Origin of the sequence: Paenibacillus sp. 1_12 (assembly GCF_900114475.1) — a bacterium.
In the GTDB taxonomy this organism is placed as follows: domain Bacteria; phylum Bacillota; class Bacilli; order Paenibacillales; family NBRC-103111; genus Paenibacillus_S.
In genome coordinates this window covers 566,690-592,282 of record NZ_FOTE01000003.1, presented here as the reverse complement: position 1 = coordinate 592,282, position 25,593 = coordinate 566,690, and the positions used below count along the sequence as shown (strand labels likewise).

Annotated in this window: 22 protein-coding genes; all 22 read right to left on the bottom strand. The window is 39.6% G+C overall.

Annotation, left to right across the window (positions count from 1 at the left end):
- Nucleotides 1–6: 6 nt before the first annotated feature.
- Nucleotides 7–1,080 carry a glycosyltransferase family 1 protein gene (locus BM210_RS10240; protein ID WP_256223462.1) on the bottom strand — a complete coding sequence of 358 codons (1,074 nt, stop codon included), beginning with the start codon at nt 1,078–1,080 and terminating at the stop codon, nt 7–9.
- Between the two features lie 47 nt (nt 1,081–1,127).
- Complete coding sequence (locus BM210_RS10235; RefSeq protein WP_091167556.1) at nt 1,128–2,195, bottom strand: glycosyltransferase; 1,068 nt, start codon at nt 2,193–2,195, stop codon at nt 1,128–1,130.
- The gene (locus BM210_RS10230; RefSeq protein ID WP_091167555.1) at nt 2,158–3,324 is read right to left on the bottom strand and encodes a glycosyltransferase family 4 protein; all 1,167 of its coding nucleotides are present in this window, start codon (nt 3,322–3,324) and stop codon (nt 2,158–2,160) included. The genes BM210_RS10235 and BM210_RS10230 overlap by 38 nt, the downstream gene beginning before the upstream one ends.
- Before the next feature lie 28 nt (nt 3,325–3,352).
- Entirely contained in the window at nt 3,353–4,234 is an 882-nt protein-coding gene (galU, locus tag BM210_RS10225) for a UTP--glucose-1-phosphate uridylyltransferase GalU (RefSeq protein ID WP_091167553.1), read from the bottom strand.
- 25 nt (nt 4,235–4,259) lie between these two features.
- Nucleotides 4,260–6,086: a polysaccharide biosynthesis protein gene (locus BM210_RS10220; RefSeq protein WP_091167551.1), complete on the bottom strand. Its 1,827-nt coding sequence runs from the start codon at nt 6,084–6,086 to the stop codon at nt 4,260–4,262.
- 324 nt (nt 6,087–6,410) lie between these two features.
- Nucleotides 6,411–7,976 carry a lipopolysaccharide biosynthesis protein gene (locus BM210_RS10215; protein ID WP_091167550.1) on the bottom strand — a complete coding sequence of 522 codons (1,566 nt, stop codon included), beginning with the start codon at nt 7,974–7,976 and terminating at the stop codon, nt 6,411–6,413.
- Complete coding sequence (locus tag BM210_RS10210) at nt 7,973–8,857, bottom strand: glucosamine inositolphosphorylceramide transferase family protein (protein ID WP_143101027.1); 885 nt, start codon at nt 8,855–8,857, stop codon at nt 7,973–7,975. Before BM210_RS10210 ends, BM210_RS10215 begins: the two co-directional genes overlap by 4 nt.
- Nucleotides 8,858–9,016: 159 nt before the next feature.
- On the bottom strand, nt 9,017–10,204 hold the full coding sequence (locus BM210_RS10205; RefSeq protein WP_091167546.1) for a glycoside hydrolase family 88 protein: 1,188 nt from the start codon (nt 10,202–10,204) through the stop codon (nt 9,017–9,019).
- An 18-nt stretch (nt 10,205–10,222) separates the two neighbouring features.
- Nucleotides 10,223–11,407: a glycosyltransferase gene (locus BM210_RS10200; RefSeq protein WP_091167545.1), complete on the bottom strand. Its 1,185-nt coding sequence runs from the start codon at nt 11,405–11,407 to the stop codon at nt 10,223–10,225.
- A gap of 15 nt (nt 11,408–11,422) precedes the next feature.
- On the bottom strand, nt 11,423–12,616 hold the full coding sequence (locus BM210_RS10195; protein ID WP_091167543.1) for a glycosyltransferase: 1,194 nt from the start codon (nt 12,614–12,616) through the stop codon (nt 11,423–11,425).
- Between the two features lie 13 nt (nt 12,617–12,629).
- Nucleotides 12,630–13,790 carry a polysaccharide pyruvyl transferase family protein gene (locus tag BM210_RS10190; RefSeq protein WP_091167541.1) on the bottom strand — a complete coding sequence of 387 codons (1,161 nt, stop codon included), beginning with the start codon at nt 13,788–13,790 and terminating at the stop codon, nt 12,630–12,632.
- Nucleotides 13,791–13,807: 17 nt separating this feature from the next.
- Nucleotides 13,808–14,839 carry a glycosyltransferase gene (locus BM210_RS10185; protein WP_091167539.1) on the bottom strand — a complete coding sequence of 344 codons (1,032 nt, stop codon included), beginning with the start codon at nt 14,837–14,839 and terminating at the stop codon, nt 13,808–13,810.
- A 3-nt stretch (nt 14,840–14,842) separates the two neighbouring features.
- The gene (locus BM210_RS10180) at nt 14,843–16,042 is read right to left on the bottom strand and encodes a glycosyltransferase (RefSeq protein ID WP_091167537.1); all 1,200 of its coding nucleotides are present in this window, start codon (nt 16,040–16,042) and stop codon (nt 14,843–14,845) included.
- An 11-nt stretch (nt 16,043–16,053) separates the two neighbouring features.
- Nucleotides 16,054–16,785, bottom strand: a complete 732-nt coding sequence (locus BM210_RS10175; protein ID WP_091167535.1) for a glycosyltransferase family 32 protein — start codon at nt 16,783–16,785, stop codon at nt 16,054–16,056.
- 44 nt (nt 16,786–16,829) lie between these two features.
- On the bottom strand, nt 16,830–18,629 hold the full coding sequence (locus tag BM210_RS10170) for an ABC transporter ATP-binding protein (RefSeq protein ID WP_091167534.1): 1,800 nt from the start codon (nt 18,627–18,629) through the stop codon (nt 16,830–16,832).
- A gap of 1 nt (nt 18,630) precedes the next feature.
- A complete protein-coding gene (locus tag BM210_RS10165) occupies nt 18,631–19,827 on the bottom strand; it encodes a nucleotidyltransferase domain-containing protein (RefSeq protein WP_091167532.1) in 1,197 nt (398 codons plus the stop codon).
- A gap of 17 nt (nt 19,828–19,844) precedes the next feature.
- Nucleotides 19,845–20,294: a lasso peptide biosynthesis B2 protein gene (locus BM210_RS10160; RefSeq protein WP_091167530.1), complete on the bottom strand. Its 450-nt coding sequence runs from the start codon at nt 20,292–20,294 to the stop codon at nt 19,845–19,847.
- Nucleotides 20,295–20,588 carry a lasso peptide biosynthesis PqqD family chaperone gene (locus BM210_RS10155; protein WP_091167528.1) on the bottom strand — a complete coding sequence of 98 codons (294 nt, stop codon included), beginning with the start codon at nt 20,586–20,588 and terminating at the stop codon, nt 20,295–20,297.
- Nucleotides 20,581–21,519, bottom strand: coding sequence for an HPr kinase/phosphorylase (locus tag BM210_RS10150; RefSeq protein ID WP_091167527.1), 939 nt, complete (start codon nt 21,517–21,519; stop codon nt 20,581–20,583). The genes BM210_RS10155 and BM210_RS10150 overlap by 8 nt, the downstream gene beginning before the upstream one ends.
- 99 nt (nt 21,520–21,618) lie before the next feature.
- Nucleotides 21,619–21,762: a paeninodin family lasso peptide gene (locus tag BM210_RS34275; protein ID WP_143101026.1), complete on the bottom strand. Its 144-nt coding sequence runs from the start codon at nt 21,760–21,762 to the stop codon at nt 21,619–21,621.
- A gap of 20 nt (nt 21,763–21,782) precedes the next feature.
- Nucleotides 21,783–23,726 (bottom strand): lasso peptide isopeptide bond-forming cyclase, encoded by a 1,944-nt coding sequence (locus BM210_RS10145; protein ID WP_091167526.1) that lies wholly within the window; start codon nt 23,724–23,726, stop codon nt 21,783–21,785.
- Nucleotides 23,727–23,893: 167 nt separating this feature from the next.
- Nucleotides 23,894–25,591, bottom strand: a complete 1,698-nt coding sequence (locus BM210_RS10140; protein WP_091167524.1) for a hypothetical protein — start codon at nt 25,589–25,591, stop codon at nt 23,894–23,896.
- Nucleotides 25,592–25,593: the final 2 nt, after the last annotated feature.

The following is a 25,593-nucleotide window of genomic DNA, read 5'->3' as shown; positions in this document are numbered from 1 at the left end:
GTAAATCTATATAAGCTTAGGTTGTAAATAATAGCTCATCAACCATTTGGACATCGTTTGGGTATCGTATCCTTTAACACTTAGCAGCTCGGATGTATCTGCATGCTCATAGGAGGCATTTAGAATCCGTTGTGCCCACTTGTCAGGTGATTCATTCAAGCTTACAAACTGAACACGACCTGTCACATCGCTCTCTTTAGTGATTGTATCCGCAACCACACATTGTAAGCCTGCCGCTTGTGCTTCTACGAGAACAACGGGTAACCCCTCGAATAAGGAAGGAAATAAAAATAAGTCCATTGCTTGCATCAATACAGAAATATCACTTCTAACTCCCAAAAAACGAACGTTGTTCGACAATCCTAATTGATCTGCTTTTTTTTGTATGGAAGCCCGAAGATCACCGTCACCAACCATTAAAAGCAACGCTTGTGGGCAACTTTCCGTAACGGCTTTAAATATATCAATCAAATATTTATGGTTTTTCTGCTTGTTGAATCTACCGATATGTCCGATCACCAATTGGTCGCCTATACCGAGCTCATTTCTTATGGATTTGCGGACTTCCTCATCATACTTAAATTCTGCTACATTCACAGCGTTGTTGAGAACGGTCACTTCATTCGCAACTGATTTTTTACCACCAAATAGCCATTGACCAGCTTTCTCAGAACAAGCGAAATATTCGCTCGGCTGATCCTTCATGATATGTCTGGCATATAAACGAAACGGAAGCTTCAAATCGATGCCCAGATCACTCAGGTGACTGTGCGCGATGCGGTAGGGAATATTCGCCTGCTTGGCCGCACGAAGCACAAAGCCGCTATTTTCGTTAATATGCGAGTGAACTACACGGTAATTAGGGTGATTTTCAAAAAAATGATTCAAAACTTTGAAATAGCGTCGGTAATTGCCTGGCCTGATCTGCGGCATTCGATAAATCCGTCCACCGAGACTCAGAATCTCCTGATCATAATGTCCTTCAGCGTTACGATGCACCATAAAATCAAACTGTATTTGGCTGCGATCCATCTGCCGGTAATAGTTCATCAGCATCGTTTCCAGTCCACCACGGTTCATATGGGTTACTACCTGTAATACTCGTATGGGTTCCAGAGGAATCCCTCCTATCTAACCATCTTTCTAAGATTGTCTATGGCTACCAACATGAAATAAAATGCCGGTACCAGCCTGAATTTTGCAGAAAAGAAAAACACCCTCCAGATCGTTGAAAAATGCTTCATCTCGAGATGTTGAAAGGAATCTTTGATACGCTTATCATTTAAAATAAAACGAAGCTTGCTCATTTTTTGCCAAATGGAAGCCTTATTGTTCAAACTGATCGTATTTAAACCAAGCCCTAGGGCATTCAGACAAATCCTATTATTTAAAGCAGTAAAAAAATCTGAATCAAGCTTTTTTTCTTGAAGAAAGGTTTCAATCTGCTCGTATAGTTTTAAAAATTTATTTTGTAAATCTGGGTTATATCCGGAGGTCAATGAGGTACCATTAACCCGCCAATAGTGGTAATAAGGCTTGTTAAGAAAAACGAATGAGTGAGCATAATACACTGCATGAATATTAAAGAGGGAATCCTCATTCGTGCCTATAATACTTAAATCAATAAATTGAATTTGATTGTCCTTAATCAAATCACTGCGGTACAGCTTAGACCATACAGTCCCCCAAGCATCCAACATCTCCGGATTGGCAATTTCTTCGTTTAATGGTCCGACTATACGTCTCATTACCATAGTTTGAACATCTTCATTACGAAAACATACTTTTTCAGGAAGCTGGTATTCCTTTAACTTGGAGTGCGTACCGAACTCTCTTAAATAAGAACACATCACAATGTCTGCTTTTTCTTGGACGGCTGTCTCATATAAGCTTGTATACATATCAAGGTCTATCCAATCATCTGGGTCCACAAAACCAATATAATCCCCGCGAGAAGCAAGGATTCCATCATTACGTGCTGCCGATACACCACCATTTTGTTTATCAATGACAACTAGCCTTGCATCTTTACTTGCGTATTCAGCAAGAATGGCTCCACTTCCGTCTGTTGATCCATCATTGACTGCAATAATCTCAATATCCTTTAAGGTCTGCATGAGCAGGCTATCCAGACATCGTCTTAAATAGTTCTCAATATTAAATATAGGCACTACGATGCTGACTTTTGGATTCATCTATATCTCCCACCATATACCGGGTATAAATTTCAATTAATTCCATTCCAACCTGGGTCAGCGAGTATGTCTGCACTCTGCGTAAGCTTTCAATCTTCATTTGTTCACGAAGCTCTTCCGATCGGATAAGCTCCAGCAGTTGTTTTGCCAATAAAGTACTATCTTTTGGTGATACCACATGACCAGTTACACTTTCCTGTACAAGCTCTGAGTGACCTCTGTTGCTACTGGCAACGACTGGTAAGCCACATGCCATCGCTTCCATAATATTTACAGGTAACCCTTCTCTTAAGCTAGAAGCAACCGCAATATCACACATCGGTAAGATTTGATCGATATCATCCCGATATCCAAGAAAAAATACTCTGGACGATATTTCCAATCTATCAGCAAGCTCTCGGCAAGACTCCTCAAGCACCCCAACACCTGCAAGTAAAAGCTTTGCATGAGGCGCATCGTGTTTTATTCGTGCAAGAGCTTCAATAAGAAGCTGTTGATTCTTATTTTTATTAAATTCAGCAGCATAAAACATTAAATGATCATTGTGTTGAAAACCTAATTTCGTCCTCATATCGAGCTTCTGCGCTAGATCCACAGGCTTAAAACGTTCAGTGTTAACACCCACACCATGGACTCGCTCAATTCGTCCCGCCTTAAATCGGTGGCTCACTGCCCTTTGATAATCTTCTTCATTAATCGTAATCAAACAATCTGTATAACGAGCGAGCATTTTCTCAACCGGATAATAAATCATCCAATTGATGAGCGGTGCGCGCTTATAGAAGTGGAAGCCATGTGCCGTATAAATTACGCTTGTTCCTTGTAGTCTGGCCTCACGTGCAGCTAGACGTGCCAAGGCGCCTCCTACAGGGGTATGACAATGGATAATATTGTACTTATTAGCATTAATGATCTCTTTGAGCTCACGATAAGCTTTCCAATTGCTTCTCTTGAATGGAGAGCGGTCAATCGGCAGATCATATTTCTGATCTACGAATGGGAGCTCCAATTTTCCGCGTGCTGCAATATGAACCTCCCATCCTTGTTCCTTGAACCATTTCATATGTGGTAAATGGAACGCTTTAAAATGATAATCCACAGTTGCAACAAACAATATTTTATTAGGCATACTTCTCATCCGTTCCAAATCAATAGGATTACTTTTGTATCGTTTCTTTTGCCACCACTTTAGCTAAATACTCCAAAAGATTGTACCTCAAGTCTTCGCGCTGCAGTGCAAATTCGATCGTTGTTTGAATAAAGCCCATTTTATCACCCACATCATATCGAACACCCTCAAATTCGTAAGCATAAACCGCTTCATGTTGATTTAAACGGGCAATCGCATCGGTAAGTTGAATTTCATTCCCAGCACCTGGTTCCTGTTTTCCTAAGATCTCGAATATGCGAGGAGTAAGGATATAGCGACCCATGATAGCCAGATTGGAAGGTGCATTCTCTTGCTTAGGCTTCTCAACCAGATTGCTTACATTATAGATCCGTTCGTCCATTGCCTTTCCGTCTACAATCCCATATCTTGAAACTTCTTCATCCGACACATGCTTGACCCCAATAATCGATGCATGATAGCGGTCAAATTGCTCTATCATCTGTAAGAGACAAGGCTTCTCGGCTGAAACAATGTCATCACCAAGCAATACAGCGAAGGGCTCATTACCTATAAACTTACGTGCACACCAGATTGCATGACCAAGACCTCTCGGTTCTCTTTGACGTATGTAGTGGATATCTACCATATTGGAGGATTTACGTACCTCGCTGAGCAGTTCAAACTTTTCCTTCTCCAGCAAATTTTGCTCCAGCTCAAAAGAGTTATCGAAGTGATCTTCAATTGCCCTCTTTCCTCTACCTGTAACAATAATAATATCTTCAATACCGGATTCTACAGCTTCTTCAACAATATATTGAATGGTTGGTTTATCAACAATCGGCAACATTTCTTTAGGCATCGCCTTCGTAGCCGGAAGAAATCTTGTGCCAAGCCCTGCTGCAGGTATGATTGCTTTTCTTACCTTCATGGTGACACCCTCCTATTAAATTTAATTAACCTGTAGAAACTAATTCTTTTGGATCCACTCGACCATTGGCTGTATTCAGCAGCTTATTCTTAAGCGTTTCTATATCCAGAGTCGCATAAGTTTTAATAATTTCTTCAATCTCCGGCATAAAGAGATCCGATGTTTTTCCGATATAGATTTTGGGGAACACTTGCTGTTTAATATTCATCTCATCTTCGGACAAAAGCTCTTCATAAAGCTTCTCTCCAGGCCTCATCCCGTTAAACTCTATTCCGATATCTTCAATCGTGTTACCCGATAATTTAATCAGGTTTATTGCTAAATCTACTATTTTAACCGGTTCACCCATATCAAGGACGAATATCTCTCCTCCTCTTGCTAAAGCGCCTGCTTGAATGACGAGTCTGGAAGCTTCGGGTATCGTCATAAAATAACGAACCATATCAGGGTGAGTAACGGTAACGGGTCCACCATTTTGTATTTGAGTTTTAAATCTTGGAATTACACTACCACGACTGCCTAGTACATTACCAAAGCGAACTGCAACGAACGTAGTGCTGCTAATCGTGTCCATATACTGAACGATCATTTCGGCCAACCTCTTGGTAGCCCCCATGACACTGGTTGGATTTACCGCCTTATCCGTAGAGATCATAACAAATTTCCCAACGCCGCTTTTGCTTGCAGCCCGTGCTACGTTCATGGTCCCGATGATGTTGTTCTTTACCGCTTCTTCCGGATTACGCTGCATTAATGGCACATGCTTATGTGCTGCAGCATGGTATACAACGTCTGGACGATGGAAAGCCATGATATCTTGCATCTTATCCGCGTCTTGAACATCTGCAATTTCTGTGTAGAACTTAATGTTGGTACCAGCGAACATGTCCCTTAGCTGCATCTCAGCTGAATAAATGCTATTCTCGCCATGACCCAATAAAACCATCTTTTCAGGATGAAAGTTTGCGATCTGACGACAAATCTCTGAGCCAATGGAGCCGCCCGCTCCTGTGACTAACACAACTTTATCCTTTATGTATTCTGAAATACTATTGATATCAAGCTCAACCGGCTCGCGCCCCAATAAATCTTCTACCTGAACATCCCTGAATTGACTAACTGAAACCTTCCCAGTAATCAAATCCTCCAGCATTGGAAGAATTTTTGATTTCGCCTTTGTTTTCGCGCATTCCTGCAAGATAATATTTAGTTCTTTCTTGCTCAAGGATGGAATAGCAATAATAATATTATCGATTTTCCATTCTTTAACTGCTTGCTCAATCCTGTCAATTCCACCAATCACAGGAATGCCCAAGATATCAAGATTTTGTTTACTTAAATTATCATCAATAAAAGCAATAGGTTCTAATTCAGAATCCTGATTTTGGATCAACTGTCTTGCCACCATAGTCCCCGCAGATCCAGCACCTATGATCAATGTTCGGCTCTTATTCTTACTCGATGTAATATAGGTATCCCTGACCATCCTCCAACAAAACCTTGAACCTCCAATTAAGAGCATGTGCAGCATCCAGGTGACAGCTAGTAAACGAAAGTAAGCGGTTTGTATCATAATGACCTGTATGACGCCTGTGATAAGAATAGAATACGTAACAGCCTTCAAGATAATGATGAGTTCACCTACACTAGCATATTCCCATGCCTTTTTATAAAGCTTGTAGGCGTATGAGAAAAAGTGATGGCTAATTACTAAGACAATAGAACTAACAATGATCGGGAAGGTAATGACGTGAAGCGTAGCGTTAACTAGAAAGCTGCTGAAGAATACGGCGGTTAACACAATAGAGGAATCCAACAAGATTAACAAAAAATACCTCTGGCGATAAGACAAAGCCTCCACCCTCTCAGTCAATTGATTTTGAATAAAGCCCTTGAATTGTAAGGTCTTGTGTTTAAAAGCAAGCCCGAGTTATGTAGTCTGAAATGTTGAGAGCTAAAATACCGTCCAATTATCGAATAAACTCAGCCCTGAAGTAGGTCCAAAAGCCTATTCCCTGCAAGTTTATTGTAGTTGCTAATAAATAACAAGTCAATACATATATTCCTTATTTATACTCTATGGAGAATGGGGAAACCCTTGATTTATCTGGTATTTCGGCATTTTTTTACTCATTAAGTAATAAAAACTTTACATTTTCATCCAAAATATTTTTGATTAAGTCGACATTTTGTCCCATTTTTTCTTTTTGAGCAATTTCTTTACCGCTTCGCTTGCCAAGCCAATTAACCGCACAGCTATTTTACGTAGATATTTAAATTCCTCTGTTTTACGAAATATGCATATGTAGATGATGTTAGGGACTATCAAAACGATCAACACCGTTAATATGAGCTTCGATAGATTATCCGGTACCACCAATTTACAAACCAGAGAAGTTACAGTACAAGTACCTAGCCCTACACCAGCATAAAATAAATAAGTCATAAAATAACTGCTTAGTGGTTTGTTAAATACTTTCTTATATACAAGATATGGCGTTGTCCATATTGGAACGGCCACAGCGCTGATTAACGTACCCAGAAACACCCCTACAATCCCCCAATATTGTACCAACCAAATCGAGAAACCCAGATTCACTACAGCCTGGACTAGTGGGGCGTAACGATCCTCATGAAAAATGCCCGCTGTGGTTTTCACCGTCGTAATGGCGTTTCTCATACCTCTTTCATAAAAAACAACCATAAGAACTATCAATACGCTGCCACTCATAATAAATGAAGACCCTATCCATAAATTAATAAAAGGCTCTGTAATGATATAGAGAAATATAGAAAAGAAAGAATAGAGCCAAAAATTCAAGAACCAGTATACTTTATATACACTATAAATTTTATCTTGGCTTTCTTGCGCCACTAAATTACCAACACTATGGTAAATATTATTAAAGACTTGATTAATAAAAGTTCTACAGATATCTATTAGCATATTGTAATTTGAATATAAGCCTACAGCCGCAACGTTGATAAAAGATGAGATAATAATATTATCCGTACCAAAAATGAGGTAGGTTCCAATATTTTGCAATAAAATAGCTTTAATATTTTTGACAATATCACTCTTAACAGCAGCATCCAATACCGCTGATGTTTTCTTTTTTAGATATGGATACATACGATCCACAAGAATCACCATAATCAAGCTGTTGGTTATAGTAATTATGCTATCAATAATTAAGTACATTATGTAATTTTGTGTATAATGTAAAATTCCAATCTTCAGCAGCATCGATAAAATGGAGGAGACCGAATAAATTCCCGTGATGATATACCCTTTTTGATTTACATTTAAAAAAGCGATTTTATGTTGAAAAAAATAAGGCATCACTGTATTCATGAGAAAAATGATATAGATGAGATGAAGATTATCGATGCTTGTATCTTTGACGAATACATGAAGAAATGGAAGCAAGCCCAAGCCAAGCACTAACACAACGAGTGCAATGATTCCATATGCTTTTTTGTAAAGCCGCATCAATGCATAGATTTTTTCTCTATTATTTTCTGCTATCGGTTTATATAAACTATAGACAATACTCGAACCAATACCCGCTTCAGCCAATGTCAGCATGGCTAATATGTTTGTGAAAAGGCCATTGACTCCTAAATATTCAATGCCTAACGTATGAATAAATATGGTCCTAGAGAAAAAGCTTAGTACTGTGATAATTACCTGATTTGCTAAGCCTGCAGATATGTTGACTATAGAATTTTTTATTCTCATTTTTTATCTCCGAAATTATAGTTATGCAGTCTACCGGAATTTTTATTTTTATAGATTTTATATTGGATTTTTGATAACAAACGATCCATCTTCCAAAGAATATAATGGATTCTTTTAGATGTATGACCATCTACAGCAACTAACCACTGATTATTATTTAGTTTTAATTGATCAATATGATGCATGCCATCCTTTCTCCAATCATTTTTCTTATCCGTTCCTTTTAAAACCGTATCCATTTGGATTTCCTCAAATTCATCCTCTGTTAGCTTCGTTATTTGAAATAGGTGGACCGACTGTCCATAATTCAATGTGCCTTCTTGCATGTACCTGTATATCACGTTATTATCCACAACGACTCTTCCTCCAGGACGGGTGACATGGATGCTATGGGTATTAATTGGGCTGCATTTATGCTCTTTCCAGTTTCCTCGAAGATCGTTGGCGTAAAATAAATGTAATTGTCCCTTCGTTCCAGCATACATCCACCACTTGTCTTCATATTGAAATACGGAAGGGTCAACGTATTTGCCTTGTATAAGCTCTTGAGTGACTTCCCAGCCATAAGGAAAATTTGCCGCTCTATACAATAACACCTTACCAGCACCGATAGACTCTGGAATCATATAAAATTCATCACGATACTTAAACACCTGAGGATAGGATAAATGAAATTTTTCATCTAAAACGATCTGACCATAGCTCCAATTCTCAAGGTCTATACTTGTTGCAAAGCCTATTTCTCCTTTTTCTGAAACTTTGTTATACACTTCAAAGAACAAATAAGTAATTGAATCATGAATAACCAGAAAAGGGTCTGCAACAAGCTCGGCTTGAATATCCGTTACATCGGAGGCTTGTAAGCTTGGTTTGATAAACACTCTTTCATGGGGAATCTCCTGTACAACCTTATCCGATTTATACACAGTGATAGACCATATAAACGGATTCATGACTCGGTTATAACGTAGGATAAGAAATACAACCAGTGGTACTGAAACAACCGCGATCACCCAGAACTCCATGTTAGTAAAACCCCTTTATGTCTTGTCTGCCACCTGATCATAATTTATCATTCGAATACCGAATCCTTGGGTAAATGGAAGGAGATCAAAGAGCATTGAATACACCCCAATATCTTTGGTATCCCCTTGGGAAAAATCAATCACTCCATTTCTTCTGGTCACCTTCATTAAATAGCTGATTGCCTTGTCGAAGCTATGTTGACATTCCTCAGAAATTCCCTCGATTTTAGATGCATGAAGCAAAAACCAACCAAGCGTAGCAGTAGCTGAGGAATCTGGTCGAGATTCTTCTCTAGTAGCTGTCCAATTCCAATTCCCATCGGGCTGCTGGAGAGGAATGATCGCTTTGGCGAATCTTTTTATAGTTTCACTTAAGACTGATTTATAGGTGTGGTGCTCGGGAAGCTCTTTCCAGGCATCAATTAAGCCAATAGCAAACCAGCCCATTCCTCGTCCCCAACCGTACAGTCCAAGAGGTGTTTTACTATCTAACCTATATGCATGACAAGGTATGAAAAGCTCATGCAGCATGCCATACTCCTCATAGGCACGTATCTGTTTAACAGCCAAGTCTACACATTCCGATTTGTTATATTTGATTCCATATGCAACAAGAAAAGGGCAAATGAAGCCTATGGTATCGACATATCTATAATTCTGCATCGTTTTTCGATATGCCACTGTGCCGTCACTTCCGATATGCTGCTGAATCAATTCCCACATAGTATCCAGTGCTTTTTTATATGTATGGGTATAGCTATCACCAAGATTCATAATCGCGTATGCCAGGATAGCACCATCTACATGGACTGGCTTATGTAGCCATTGACCCTCACGATCGAATTTCTTACTGAGATAGGATTCTATTCTTCCATTGGCTTTACCGTCATCCTGGACCTTTATATATTCCGATAAACCCAACAGTAGAGATGCTTCTTGCCAATGTTGAATAGCGCTGCTGGAATAGTTTCCTTTAATCATATCAATGGCCACTAATCTTGTATTATCAGTCACTTTTATTTTGGGTGTGTTACTAAGCCAATCTAAACCTACTCCTGTAATCGATCGATTCCAGTGCTGCTTGTCACTAAAACGTCCAATATAGATTCGACTTAGCCAATCCTTACCTATAAAAATGAGATCGACCGAAAATATGATTATTAGGATACCAAGCAGCACCCCACCAACGATTTGAATGATCATCATTGCATCCTCTTCCTGCTATTCAACTAACGCATACAATTTGTTAATTTCTGATTCTGTGCCCTGCTTCTCCTGTGAGAGATTAGCGGTTAACTTATATTTCAATTCTGGCAGATCCAGCAGCCTCTTAATTCCTTCAGCTACCGCTGCAGCATCCATATCGACAATCAAACCGTTGAATTCATGCGTAATTTGGTCGTTTACCGTACTATAATTCGTGACAACTATCGGTTTGTGCAATATCTTTGCTTCATCCAAAGCAATCGATTTGCCCTCAAATCGGGATGGCTGGACGTAAATATCCGCTTCCTTAATGTATGGATAAGGATTTTCTCTTGTGCCCAATAAAATAAAGGATTGTTGAAGCTTATGGTCCGCAATCAGCTGCTCCAGCTTGGAGCGATCCTCACCTTCACCAATAACATACCAAGTCACGGGATAACCATTCTGAATTAAATCCTTACACGCTTCAATTGCCAAATCAAATCCTTTTTGATACACAAGCCTTCCAACAGATATCAGCTTCACTCCTGAAGTTTTGCAATCATCCATTTCGATGGAAGCCAAGTTATGAATGATCGGAGGAGATACGATATTATGCATAACCTCAATCTTGTTCTCAAGTTCGGGAAATCTTTGCTTGAGCACAACAGCACACTGCTCGGAAACAGTAACTAGATGATCCAATTGAGTAAAATATACAAGATCCAGCTTAGGATCCATTCCCAGCTTGTCATAATCATTATGTATAAAGCCTATTTTCTTAACTGCATGAACCTTATCGATACAGAAATATATAGGATTTTTTTCCAAGTATGCTATGGCCGCGTCGTACTGATTATCAATCCCCTGCAGCGTTCGGGCTATATACGTCCAAACACGTTGATCACACACAGCCCGATTGCGTTCATTTTTAAAAATATAACCTGCACAAGCTCTCGATAAAGCAATATTGAGCTTGCCCTTTTTCAAACATTCCACAAAAACCTTCTTGATCGACATATCAAAATATTTATAATGAGTTGGCTCCGCTAACAAACGGACCTGTTTGGGGATACTGTTGAAGAACAAACCATGATGCTTGAATAAAAATAAATCGACTTCATAACTAGCGTAATCTATTGTTTCCAGCAACGATATGAGTGCCTTCTCCGCTCCGCCACAATCCAAGTTATTAATGATAAATAGCAGTCTTTTTTTCACAAGTAACCACCTAGTTTATTTAATTAGATCGTAAAGCTTGTCAATCTCCTGTTCGGTCCCTAATTGTAATCCAGCTAGATTTTTTATAAACATTTCTCTTAAGCTCTTCTCAACAATAAGCTTCTCTATTCCATTTGCGATAGCATCTGAGTCCATCTCAACAATGAGACCGTCAACGTTATCATTGATCTGGTCGCTAGCCGTGCTGAAATTGGTTACAAGAATAGGCTTATTTAAAATTTTGGCTTCGTCAATAGCGATAGATTTCCCTTCGACTCTTGAGGTTTGTGCATAAATATCCGCTTGCTTTATATATGGGTACGGATTCGTCTTTAATCCTAATAAAATAAACGTGTTTTGCAGTTCATTCGCCTTGATGAGCTGAGTCAGTTTATCTCGTTCTTCCCCGTCCCCAATAATATTCCATTTGATTTTGTACCCACGATCTATTACTTTCTTACAAGCTTCTACGGCCATTTCAAATCCTTTATGGTTATGCAAACGACCTATAGAGAGAATAATGACCTCATCTTCTTTTTTTAGATATAGATCGTGATTCGTCTCATTAGCCATTTTTTTGATCATTGTGGGAGATACAATGTTGTAAATAACCGCTATCTTTTCTTTTTGCTCGGGAAAACTCCTAATTAAGATGTTGGCGCATTCTTCAGAGACCGTGATGATATGATCCAATTGACTGAAATATTCATTATCAATATTGGTGTCCATTCCCAATTTATCATAATCGGTATGTACCCAGCCCATTTTTTTGTCTGCATCTACTTTTTCCACACAAAAATAAATCGATGTTTTTTCTAAGAAGCCAACGGCAACATCGTACTTTTTGGGTAACCGATCCAGCGACTTTGAAATAAATTTCCAATTGTATTGTTCTCTTTTAGAGAGATTATCCGAATATCTATTTTTCATGGAAAACATGATCCGGTTGTAGGCTAATGATGGCTTGCCTTGTATCAAAAGCTTTCTCATGGAATGTACTATTGGTAATGTGAACAACTTGTATTCCTCGGATAACGGTATAAGATTCACTTCGCTGGGCAAGAGATCCATAAATAAACCATCGTGAGTTAATAAAAATAAATCAACATTATATAGATCGTAGTCAATTTTACTTAACAAACTTACTAAGCTTCTCTCTCCACCGCCTGAGGTTAAACTTGGTATCACAAATAATAGCTCTTTCTTCATCATATACCCCAATCTATTGAACTAATTCGTTCAGATATTCTACTGCTTTGTAGGACATTCTTTTGATCTGAGGGATGGTTTGCTCTAAATGTGTTTTGATGGCCTCTTCCTCGCGGAACATTTCATCCGCTTTGGCGATGAGCTTGCTGCTGTTTGCTATATCTTCGATACCAAGAACTAATTTTTCTTCGCCAAAAATATCTCTGGCTATGCCTTTTGATTTCACACTATAGCCCAACACCATTGTCGGAACAGCATTGGAGTACGCGGCGATCGTTGCATGAGTTCGGGCTCCAATAAAAAACCTCATTCTGGCAATATATCCTTTATACTGCATAGCATTCAAATCATTAGGGAGTAGGATTACTCTTCCTGTGGACTTAAATTCTTCATAGTAGTTCTTCAAAATTTCAGAATCATCATTATCTGCCTCGATAACATGAGGTGTAAGGGCAATAACCAGGTCTGTCGTCTGTAAAATATGAGAAATGAGATCTCTGATTGCTGTTTGAGAGTTTTGACTTCTTTTCCAAACAAGTGGACTGAAGTTAAGACCTATCATCTTACCTTCCTTCCAACCTGCTGGCAGCGGCAATTCTTCTTTTTCCATAGTAAAAGCGGCATCTGCGCACAATTTTACATTGGTAAGACCACAACTAACCAAAAGCTCATACGTAAGCGATTCACGGGCAAGGATAAGATCGAAGCTTTTCAAGTCTTCTAACTTCCTGGGGGAAAGATCCTCGGGACCAATCGAGCATCCCCATAGTACCAATTTCTTTCCTTGAGTCCTCACACGCCTGTTAATCTCATACCAGCCAGGCTGTTCTCCATAGCAGTAATTATCACCACCTATGGATAAACATACATCCATATTATCAATGTGTTTAATGATCTTATTATGTATTCTTCCAAAGGCATACGTTTCATCGTTAAAAAGTTTAAATTTCACGGATGATAGTAACCAATCATAGGAATATTTCTTGATGCTCACTGCTGATCCATCGTAAATGCCGTCCAGATTTGTAATAATTTTATCAGTTGTAGGCTTACCCGAAGCCAAAAACACCCGAGCCCCCTGAATTTGTTCTTTAATAATCGAAGTCGATGAACGAACAATAGCTTCACAGCCTCGATTTAAGCTCCCGTCATGGGCATACATCATAATTTTCATTATTAAGACCCCTTTGCTTATTTGTTCCTTAATCTGCTATAAGCTGTTAGAAAGTACAAACCTAACGTAGACCTACGCTGCATCAATTTCACCATACATTTGTCAAATCGGCCTAATGAGCTGTACATTTCATCATAAAATATAGGGAGTGTTTGTTGGACATGTGTATTACCTATCATTTTCTTGACAATGGCATATCTTCTGCCGAATACCATCTCTGGAGACGGAGTAAAATAAATATGGATATAAGACATTACGCTATGAATTAATTTGATGGATTTTAATTGCTCTACCTTGACCTTATCCAAATTCTCGCCAATCACATCAGTTAAGTCCTGTTTATACACTTCCAATGCTCTCTGAAAATAATCCTTCTCACTGATATTTCTAGTGGCACTGCCCGCGACCTCACGGTAATGATAGCCAGTGTAATCCATATATTGAATGGCTGCTGCATGTCTGAAAACCCTCAGGTTAAACATACCATCTTCTCCTAATGCAACATGTCCGGGAAATTCAACCTTAAATGTACGGATCGTCTCATGCTTATAAAGCTTGCTGCAAACCGTATTTAAATCTTCTTTCTTTAGAAAATAGGTGAGCAGCTCTTCTTCGATATAACTGCTTCTTAAAATGGAATCGGTTGGAAATGGATACCGTGTAACGACCAAGTGATCATTCATTTCGCTCTCATAATTCGAAATTACCACATCGCAATTGCCTTGTTTGGCAGCAGTGTAAAGCACCTCAAACATTTCTTCTTTGATATAATCATCCGCATCGACAAACCCGATGTATTCACCTACAGCAGCTTTTAATCCATTATTTCTCGCAATGCTGACCCCTTGGTTTGTTTGATTAATCAGCTTGATGCGATCATCAATTTGTTGATACCGCTCAATTATTTCCATGCATTTGTCCTTTGAGCCGTCGTTGACAAAGATAAACTCACATTCTCGAATCGTTTGATTTAAAAGAGATTCGATACAAGTTACCAAGTAACGTTCCGCATTATAAACAGGAATGATAACACTAACTTTGATTTCCATAACTTAAGCACCCATCAATCGATAAAGCTTGTCTATTTCATCATTATTACTGTGGTCCTGCTCTTCTAAATAATTTGTTAAGTCTCTTCTTAACTCAGCGTTCTTCATTAACTTTTCAATCCCAGCCGCTATCCCCGCTTCACTCAATTCACAGATAACCCCGTCTACCCCATCATTAATCTGGCTGGGAGCCGTAGAATAGTTGGTAATTAGGATCGGCTTGCCGAGGATTTTTGCTTCTGTTACGGTCACTGCCTTTCCTTCATAGCGCGAAGGTAAAACAAATAAATCACAATCTTTTATATATGGATAAGGATTGATTTTTTTCCCTAACAAGATAAAACTGCTTGTCAGGTTGTTACTCTTAATTAGCTCCCTAAGCATAACCTCGTCCCCACCGTACCCAACAACATACCATACGACCTGATCCCCATAGCCCCTATCCTGAAGCAGCTTCAGTGCACCAATCGCTAGGTCAATCCCTTTTGCGCTCGACAATCGTGCGACTGTGACAAGCTTGAACCGAGAATCAGATGCAATAGAGTCATTAACTTCGTTATTGGCCATATTCCTAACAAATAGAGGAGAGGTGATGTTTTCGATAACCTTGACTTTGTGTTCCAGAGAACGGTATTTAGTTAGAAAAGCTTCTCTACACGCCTCTGAAACTGCAATGATGTGATCAAATTGATTCCACAGGTTAAGGTCCATTTCAACATGGGTATCCACGGTTGAGTAATCTGTGTGTATCCATGCAATTTTCGTTCGTGCCTTAACCTTCTTTGCTATGAAATCGTGAGGCCATAAGTAACTAATAGCAATATCATATTCTTTCTCCACTTTAGGCAAAAAAGGCAGCGCATATCTCCACATAAGTTGCATTTGGTAGTAACCTGACTCTTTTATATGTTTGATTTTACCTTGAAATACAGCTGCCAATTTTGATAAAATTCTCGATACCCCAATGGCATATTGTTTTTCTTGGAAAATTTCACGGATAGACTTTCTGAAGGTTGTATACGCTGAAACCTCTTCTAGTAAATGTACACGTGATGGAATCATATTTATAAAATCGCCTTGATGACGATAGAGCATCAAATCCACGGCATATTGATCGTAATTAAAATTCTCAAGCAGGCTGATGAGACTTCGCTCAACACCGCCCACTTCCATGTCATAAGAAGCAATCATTATATTCTTCATCATGTGGACTCCTATGCTCTTGTTACTAATTTGCGTATTCGCGCTATATTATCACCACCTATAACTCTTGCGGCTAAGTGCTTGATGCTGCTCTTTAATCTTACTTTTGGCGGCAGCCAGCTCTTATGAAAATAATGCATCGCATAAGTATTGTCTGTTATGAATTTTCTGCAATTAATATAATCATAAGGTGAGAAATATGTCTGGGGGTAAAAAGCACCCACGCCCTTGATTTCTTGATAGTCTCCATTGAGCTGCAGCCCCAGCTTTTGTAGAATTACTGTAATCATGGCAACATTGGTCAAGTCATTGTAACTGCCATCCTCTTTCTTAAAACCTATACCCTCGTAAGAATCTACAAACTGCTTCAATAACTGACTACCCTTAGCAGCGCCAATTGTACTGGTTGCTATATAGTTTTCCTGCTCAAACCCCCAGAACGTTTCATGATGCAGTAAATCATTAAACGACTTGAATACCTCAACATCTGTATCCAAGTATATTCCGCCAAAGTGATATAGGGCATGAGCCCTGGCATAATCACTTACGAAGGCAAATTTCTTGGCTTCATAAGCTTCTCGGACGTACATGTTGCAATTAATGTCAAAATTATTTTCATTCCATTCGACAAATTCATATTCCGACAGGTAACGAGCCCAGCTGTCCATACATCGTTTCACGATATCTGGCTTTTCATTTCCGCCGAACCAACAATAGTGGATCGTTTTGGGAATGATATTCATTGGATGATTACCCCCTAAGAACTCGTTATATTGTTATTTCATGTTTATGCCGGCATTTGATTTCCTAACAAACTAGCGAACACTCCACCTTTTTCCTCAGCCAGTTGATCGAATTTTCCGGTTTGAATGATTTTCCCTTCCTCCAAAACAATAACTTGATCCGCATTGCGTATCGTCGACAGTCGATGAGCAATTACAATAATCGTCATCTTGCCTTTAAGCTTTTCGAGCGCTTGTTGAATTTTGCCTTCATTCTCAGTATCTAAAGCACTCGTTGCTTCATCCAAAACCAGTATGTAAGGTTTCTTCAATATGGCTCGAGCTAATACCAGCCGTTGCCGCTCGCCGCCTGAGAGTCTTACTCCACGGTCCCCAATGAAGGTATCTAATCCTTGTGGAAGCTTGCGAACCATATCGTCCACGGCCGCAAATTCTAACGCTTCCCACAAATGCTGTTCAGTAGCTCTCGGTGCAATCATTAGCAGATTCTCTCTTATGCTTGCATTGAATAAAAAAGGATCTTGAGCGACATAGCTGATCATATGACGAAATGACATTAAATTATCCGTTGTAAGCGGGGTGTCATCTAGAAGCACTTGACCCTTTTCTGGTCGAGTCAATCCCATTAATATGTCAATTAATGTACTTTTTCCTGCACCTGATTTTCCTACGATAGCCGTCGTTTGAAGAGAAGGGATCGTTACATTTACATCCTGTAGTGCATATAAAGCTCCCTCTGAGCTATAGCGAAAATATACTTGATTACATGTTATTCCTTGCTGCAAATTTATCAAATCTATTTTACCGTCAGGCTGCAGCTCGATATCCATTAATTCCTCTGCTTCCTTACATTCCTCTTGCAGTTCAATTAATGTTTTAAACACAGGTAGGATCGAAGCAATGGATTCCATATTGGATTGGATACTAGTAAACCGTGGCCACAACCGAGAGAATATAACTAAAATCATTACCATCTGTGCTTGCTCGGAATGAAAAAACGTTATAGAAACATAGATGAATATGGTGATGAGCACCGCTGATGAAATTTTATATAATAGCTGTGAATGTGTTGCTAGTTTGACTTGCTTGATACGTTCTTTCTCGATTTGAGCGGACCAGGTACGAAGCCACTCATATCGTGGGGCTTCCAGCCTGTTGCTTTTAATATCCTTAATACCATTAAAATGATCCGTGATTCCAGCAAGATAGCTCTTCGCCATCTCTTGCAGTTGTCCCCCAAGCGCCTTTGACCTATAAATAAATTTTCTGGAGCATAGCAGTAGAAGGAACCCGCAAATCAGCACAAAACTTGTTACCTTGGCAGACAACCAAAAAGCAATTGCAAGTTGGATGGATGTGAATGTAATCGAACTAAGCAGCTGCAAAAATAATTGAATTCCTCCAGTAACCTGTCCGAGCTCCCCAGTTAAGGAATGGACAAGATCTGACTTTCTTTTTTTAACAAAAAAGCTCCAGTTGGCTTGAAGTATGGCACGATAAGTTTGTAACCTCAAATGGTTAATAAACCGGGTATGAATCTTGGCATCTTGAATGGTCAGATTCCTCTGCAAGAAAGACTGGCCAAGAACTAACACTAAATAAATGCCTAATATTATTGGCAAGCTAGCTGCTGCAGGAAGCTGCTGCAGAAATTGAAACACACCCTCAACGGGTGATGTTGATGTGTTAACATCCAGAATTCCACTCACACTGATCAATGGTATTAGAAGGATAATCCCTATCCCATCCATGAAGCTTATGAGTACCATTCCAATTAAATTGATATAGAGCAGCTTCCCTGTAAACGCATATAGTTGTTTCGTAAAATATATGATCTGCTTCACTCTAAATCCTCCCGGATGTAGCATATTTCCTTGTAGTCCTCCAAAGCCATAACAATGGCCGTAAAGGGAAATAAAGGAATTGGATTCCCTTGGGCAGAGGTAAGGTTTCGGCATCGATAGGATAAGGGTAAAGAAAGCTGATAATAAATAGAAGCTTAGAGCGAATCCCCCTTAATGCAAATAAATGAAGCTTATGAAATTTAGCCACATCATCCGGTAAAGGATCAGTATGCAGATTGACCATCTGTCTTAGATAGAACAACGCATCTACGGCTAGCCTCTTTGCCTGTCTATTCTCCGTGAGCGGGAGCATACTCGATGTAAGAGGTGTATGTAATAGCTCCGTGCATAAAATAAGAGCTTGCCCGGCGACATGAGAAACTTCAAATTTTCGAAGAAGACCGTTTAAGTGATTCCAATCCAAACTTTGTTTGGATAGTCGATCTATATCCACAAGCCAGCGCAGTCGCGACCAGCCGTGACGAGCTCCATGTGAAGTCAGAAACAGGAACAGATCCTCTTTGCCTAAAAAATATAAAGTACCATTTTTAATGGCCTTCGCTCGCTTCCGCTCCCACAGCTGTTCGAAGCAAGGCTCTATGGAAGGACCTGGATTTAGCCTCCAATGCACCTCAACTTTAATCCCTCTATGAGGATGTATGAAAGTGATATGGTGATGTCTCCATTTCCAATCATTCATTTTTGTAGAGAAATAATCGTCTTTAACATACCCCTGGTTTAGCAACAGCTGCTCAGCTCGATCCAGATCCTTGAGATGTACAAGTATATCTAGATCACAGGAGGAACGCAGGGATAGATCCCCATATAGCTCTGTTGCGAGAATAGGGCCTTTCAAAAATAAGCAATCAATCAATGCTTCACTAAGCTGCCTGCATAAACGCTCCATCTCCCCACTTAAGTGCAGCATCTCATAAGTGTTAAGCTTATACTCTTGTTGTAATGTCTGTACAACCTGCGTGGGAAACGATTGCTTATCGAGAGTTCTTATTTTTTTGTATACAAGTGAAAATAATCGGTGATGACTTACTAAATTAAGGAAATGCTCCCAATCAATATTTTGAAACAGCTCCATATCATTTTGATGGTTAGCATCCTTCTGTTCGGGACCCATCATAAACAGCAACAATCTTAACTCTTTGGAAAGACTGCCCCAATGGAGACGCTCTTTATTACCCATTGATATCTCCTTCAGTGCTAGATAATTGTCTTAGCGAATTTGCCAACAACTGTGAATCTCTCCATACCTTCTGAGCCTGTAATATAACAGGAACCGCACCGCAGCCAAGCATGTGCAATCATTTTTCCTGTTTCGTCCTTACCTATAGCCAGATATAGGGTGCTTTCAATTCTACGTCTCTCCAACATTTTCAATCCGGCAATCGCCCTGACTAAACATTTGCTCTCCCATATGGTATGTCTGCTCATGATTTGAATAGCACGTTGTAAGTCTTTTGATACAACCAAGCAATCACCATTCAATGAGAAGGAGGTCTCCTGCATGCTCTGGCCCAGAGATGGAGCGATCTTTGAGAACGGCAATAAGATAAGAACACGCGCCCATCCTAAATAGATGAAGGCTTCCAATAGCAAGCACAACGTTTTTATATCTAAAGAACACAATGTTCTTAGTTTTCTTAGCATCATTTACTCCCTAATTAAAACAAGCTCTTCCTTTAACAATTCGTCAAGAAAAGAGATGACATGGGCTTCACATTCTGATAATTCCACTTCATATAACGTAGTTAAAATATGAACAACCTTATGAACCGCCGTTGGCTCCTTGATAAGCTCCCAAATCTTTCCGCCAATCTCACCTAAATTGTAATACTTACCCTTCTCAATACTTAACATAACCATTTCTCCATCCATTTCACTTACAACTGTTCCTTCAGCTTGTTTAACCACATCCTGAAGTGTTACCTCTTGCGTATTATACATAATGATTCCTCCTGCTTATCGTATCGTGAATGAAATCGGCTAACTGCGAAGCGCTAAAGCCAACTACAGTACGACGAATATAATACATATCCACATGTTTCATGATGCTGGCGGAGGTGGAAAAGTGCCACTCCCTAAGACCCAATTGGGGAATAAGAAAATTACGGTAGGTATGAGTAACCAGGGTCTTGAACCGCTCTAGCTTCTTAATAGGACGAAAATCAATTTGTTCACTATCTGATTTTCCTAGCTCAAATATACCGGCAAGCGGCAATGGCTCTGTGTAATAGCTAGTTGAAACCGGAATCGCATATTTTTTCTCCCTGCCAAAAATAGAATGATACCTATGTTCATCCATTCCCAAATGATCTAAGCTTTCTTGCCAAAGCTTTTGCTGCGGATAAGATGGCGTGACGATCGGTGAATGGTCATATGGCGATAGGGATATGGCAATAACATCATCACTAACCAGTCTGTAGCCTTGTTTTAAAAAGGTTGAAGCTAATGTGGACTTTCCTGCGCCTGACTCTCCTATAAAAGCATATGCCTTACCATCAATCTCCACTGCACTCCCATGTAAGGGATAAATGCTTCTTTGCATCAACAAGGCACCCATGCATGAACCAAGTATATAGAGACGAATTAAGTCATAATCCGCTTCTGGTAGAGAAAAGATCGTTATGGTACGTCCGTCACTTATAGAGAAAAAGGCATGATCGGGAATAAAGAATAGGACGGCATGATCCTTCACTATATGTTCATAGGGGTTATCCGCAAGCTCTTCCTTATAATTAACTCTATCATCAATCTTTATCTCAACATCTACCTTGCCGACGGAATGGCTTATAGGCTGAAGCTCCGGTAAGAGAATCTCGCTTGAAATAATTAAGCCAAACGCTATATATCTATATTGAGTTGTATGCTCTAACATGGTATTCACTCCAAATCGTTTCCATCACAATATGAGAAACCCCTATACTCGCTTTGATGTATAAGGGTCTACTCCAAATTAAAATTAACAATAAAGTTCCTAGCTAGTAAAGCGAGGCAATTTTGATCTTATCCCTGCAATGTATGCTTCATCAGTTTCAGGACCATCAGTTGTAGAAGCCTCCGTCATTTGTACATCTAACATTTCGAGTGCCGGTTTTTTCCACTCTTTCCTGTTTTCCATTTGTATCACCTCCTCCCAAATCATTCTAAACCTTTCAAAAACCGATAAACAATCAAGCTGCGCATCAATATCCGATAATCCGGATCGTTCGCTTGTTCAGGTTTTGCCCCCATTTGAGCCTTTGTTAAAGCAGCTAATATGACGGGACCATTGAAAATTTCCATAGCCAAAGGATCGGTACTAAGCTGCTGAATTTCCTCTATAAATGCGTTCCAATGCGGAATCATACGATGAACCCAATCGACGCCTTGAGCCCCTCTGATTCGTTGATTTAACCTAACTTTATCGGGCAAATAATTTTCTGTAGCTCTTCGAACTAAAGCCCGATCCAGTCCGTTTTGCACATATTGCCCCTCGGGTACAGATAAGCAAAAGCGGATGACTCTAATATCATTAGTAGGATCCCGCTTCCAAAGGGAATAACGTAATGATAATTTGGTCGCTAATGTATTACTTGCATTCCAATGAAACAAGTCTTCAAAGTGCTTCTTCCTTTGTTCATATGCATTCATTTCTGCAGACCAGCCGGATCGATCAATTCCGTATTCCTTGAGTTTTTCGAAAACACCCATTCTTTTTGCAAATTCAGGGTTGATTAACGTTGGATATTGATAAGGTTCACCCTCCGGAAACATTCGATCTAAGAAAGGAAACGCAACTCTGGTAATCTCGGGCAACCTTCGCAACCGGCTTCCTCCAGCATTATGGCTGTAATGATGCAGCTCGCGGGTTAGTTGAGCCCATTTGAGTTTCTTCAACAAAACTGCATAATAATCAATAGCTGGGCCCCAGGATATCGACATGTTGCCTCTTCCACCGTTCAGTAATACGCCTACTCCTTCTATACTGGCTTTCTCAAACATTCCTTTAAGCCAAAAGGAGTTCTCAAAAAATTTATACGGCATTTCCATAATCTTAAGAAAATCATCAACCTCAGATAAAGAGTTCCTATCAGCAAAGTCACAATAATGCTCGTTAATACTTCCTACATATTCTATAGTGGATTGAATAAAGGGGCTCTCGTTAGCTAAATAGCGCTTAGGCAAATAATTTTTAAAATCTTGTGAGGGAATATAACTAAATGTATGTAAGGATTGATTATTCTTGCGTAATGCATTCACAGCGAAGCTTACTACAGCACCGGAATCCAGTCCTCCGCTCAATTGTGCACCTACATGACGATGAGTACGCAAACGAGATGTCACAGCCTCCTGAAATACTTCACGAAATGCTTCGACATACTCTTCATTCGACTTCAACTGAAGCTGCTGGTCTTCCATTGATATTGTGCAATATCTCTTCAGTTTGACTTGATCTCCAGTAATAGAAATGCTGTGGGATGGAGGCACTTGCTCGATATCCTTATAAACGGTTGAAGAGTCACTGACTACATCTACCATTCCTGTTATGGCCAAATATTCCGCTAGCCACGACTTGTTGAGTTCTCTTTTCATATCTGGTAAAGCTAGTAAAGGTTCAATAACCGTACAAAAGGCAAATTGCCTCTTTCTATTCACGAAATATAACGTTCGGCTACCGGAAAAGTCTCTCGCTCCAAAGAGCTTCCTTTCTCTTCCATCCCAAATCATAAAAGCGAAGTCTCCTACTAAATACTTTGGAGCTGCTTCTCCCCACTTAGCATAAGTAAGTAAGATCAGCTCGCTATCACTCATATTTGTTCTTTGACCGGGCTGTACCTGCAGGTTTTCAAACAATTGTTGGCGATTATCAATAATAGCATCCGAAGTAATAGCTAGCTGTCTTATAGAATCATAATAGGGAAGCTGTTCCGTGATAGACTCTGGAGTGATCCACTGTGAGTGGCAGCCAAGAAATATATTATCCTCATACCAAGTACAAATGGCATCAGCCGGATAGATCTGCAAGGCTTCCATAAGAATGCTGCCATGTTCTATGTCAACGAAATTACCAGCTCGATTGTACACTCCTGCTATGGCACTCATAGTGTGCTCCTTCCAATAGACAAGACCCTCATGCACAACGAAAAATATAACATCGACTCTATCAAATAGGACTTTAGACTTATTGCTATCCATATTTAGGATATCATGTAATATTTTTACTGTCAATTATATCTTGGTATTATTTTGTTTAACGAAGTAAGATTATGTCACTGCTGCAAGGTCCTCAACAACCTCTTAGCTTCCCCATAAGGTGTATCAACAACTTCATAGATTTTCACTAAGTAATCATAGGAATATTGTTTGGACTTAAAGGAAATAAAACGCTCTCCTCTAGTCAATCGATTATCTCCTATAAAAGACAGTGCCTCCGAGGCGAACACCTTACCTTCTCTAACAACCTCTACCAGCATTTTAGTGAATTTCTGATCAACCACTGCTTTACCCTGAAGAATATTCATGTCGAGGAACAATTTATTCGAATACATGAGTTCGCCAGCTTCGTATTTGCTTTCGATTTTCCATTCATTCAACTGCACCTCGAAGGGATAAAACGATAATTTGGCATTGTTATTGCCGGTTTGAATCTTCGTCTGCAAAGAGGCAATTGGGATATTATAAGGTGCCGCTGATTCTCCATCTAGTATACTCACAATCAATTGATTTCCCTTTTCTGTATAAGGTACAACGAAATAGTAATAAATGACATAATTGATATTCGGGATGAGCGACTTGTTCGACAGTTCTTGACGAGTGCCCATGTAGTTAGATCCCTCACCACTTGTAAGTTCTACTAGAAAGTTCGGAACCGCGATCATAGTATCAGAACGATTTTCTATATTGAATTTGGCAACAACTGTTTTATATCGTTCCCCATCGCTTTCGTGCATTTGAAGCTCATTCAACGATACCAGAATATTCGTTGAAATAAGTTTGTTCAAAGGATCGAATGGAATAAACGCACCTCGTTCATAGGGTGTTGCTTGATATAAAGCTTCGCCTGTTCCCGGAAGCTGAATGTTCAACCGTCCAATTGTATAGTTGATACTCTTCTTATCATCTATGACAAAGCTTTCTGGAGTAAGCACATTCAGGCTCAGTAATTCTTCTTGATTATCCATCGGTATGGCATAGTGAATATAGCGCTTATCACCAGGTTCGATCGTGATGGCTCCTTTCTCCACTCTACTACCATGAAATATTTTCTTGCTAGTTTTACCGTCTATTCGAAAATCAGGGACTGACTGTATAAGCTTTGCTTTATTTTCAACAAGTATGGTTAGGAGTGCGTCAACTCCTGTGGGAGATTGCTGCTTCTTGAGATTTACAGGCATATACTCCAGTGGGGATGATAATAAAGGAATCGTGAACGCTTCGGCCCAAGGCTTTATCGAAACCAGATTCGTAATATTCGAAGCATCTCCATACCATTCAAACCCCAAGATTGGTATAGTTAGCTCTGGTTTTTCTTTCTTTGGATACACGAAAGGATTCACGTCAACCCATAAAAGCTCAGAGAGCATGAAAGACTCCTCGCGATCTACCACAACCATATAAGAAAACTCGATCTTTTCCTTAGGCAGAATAGCAGCCGCATTGACTTTGCTAGGTCGCAACATATATTCGATGCCTTCACTCGTTTTTACCCTGAGCTCATATTCTGGAAGACCTGTTATCTGATCGCCAATATTAGTCATGTAGAGCACTACACCAATTCGTGTTCCATCCGTCGTATGTTCGTTGAGAATACCTTTTACTTCCACCTGAATCGTATCCGCTAAGTAGTATACTCCTTGGACAGGTGATGTTACAGATTCTGCTGCGTGTACGTCTAACGGTAGGGTCGAAAATATAAGGGATATTGAGATCATCAAGGAAGCTATGCTTCTTTTAATCAAATATTTCACGT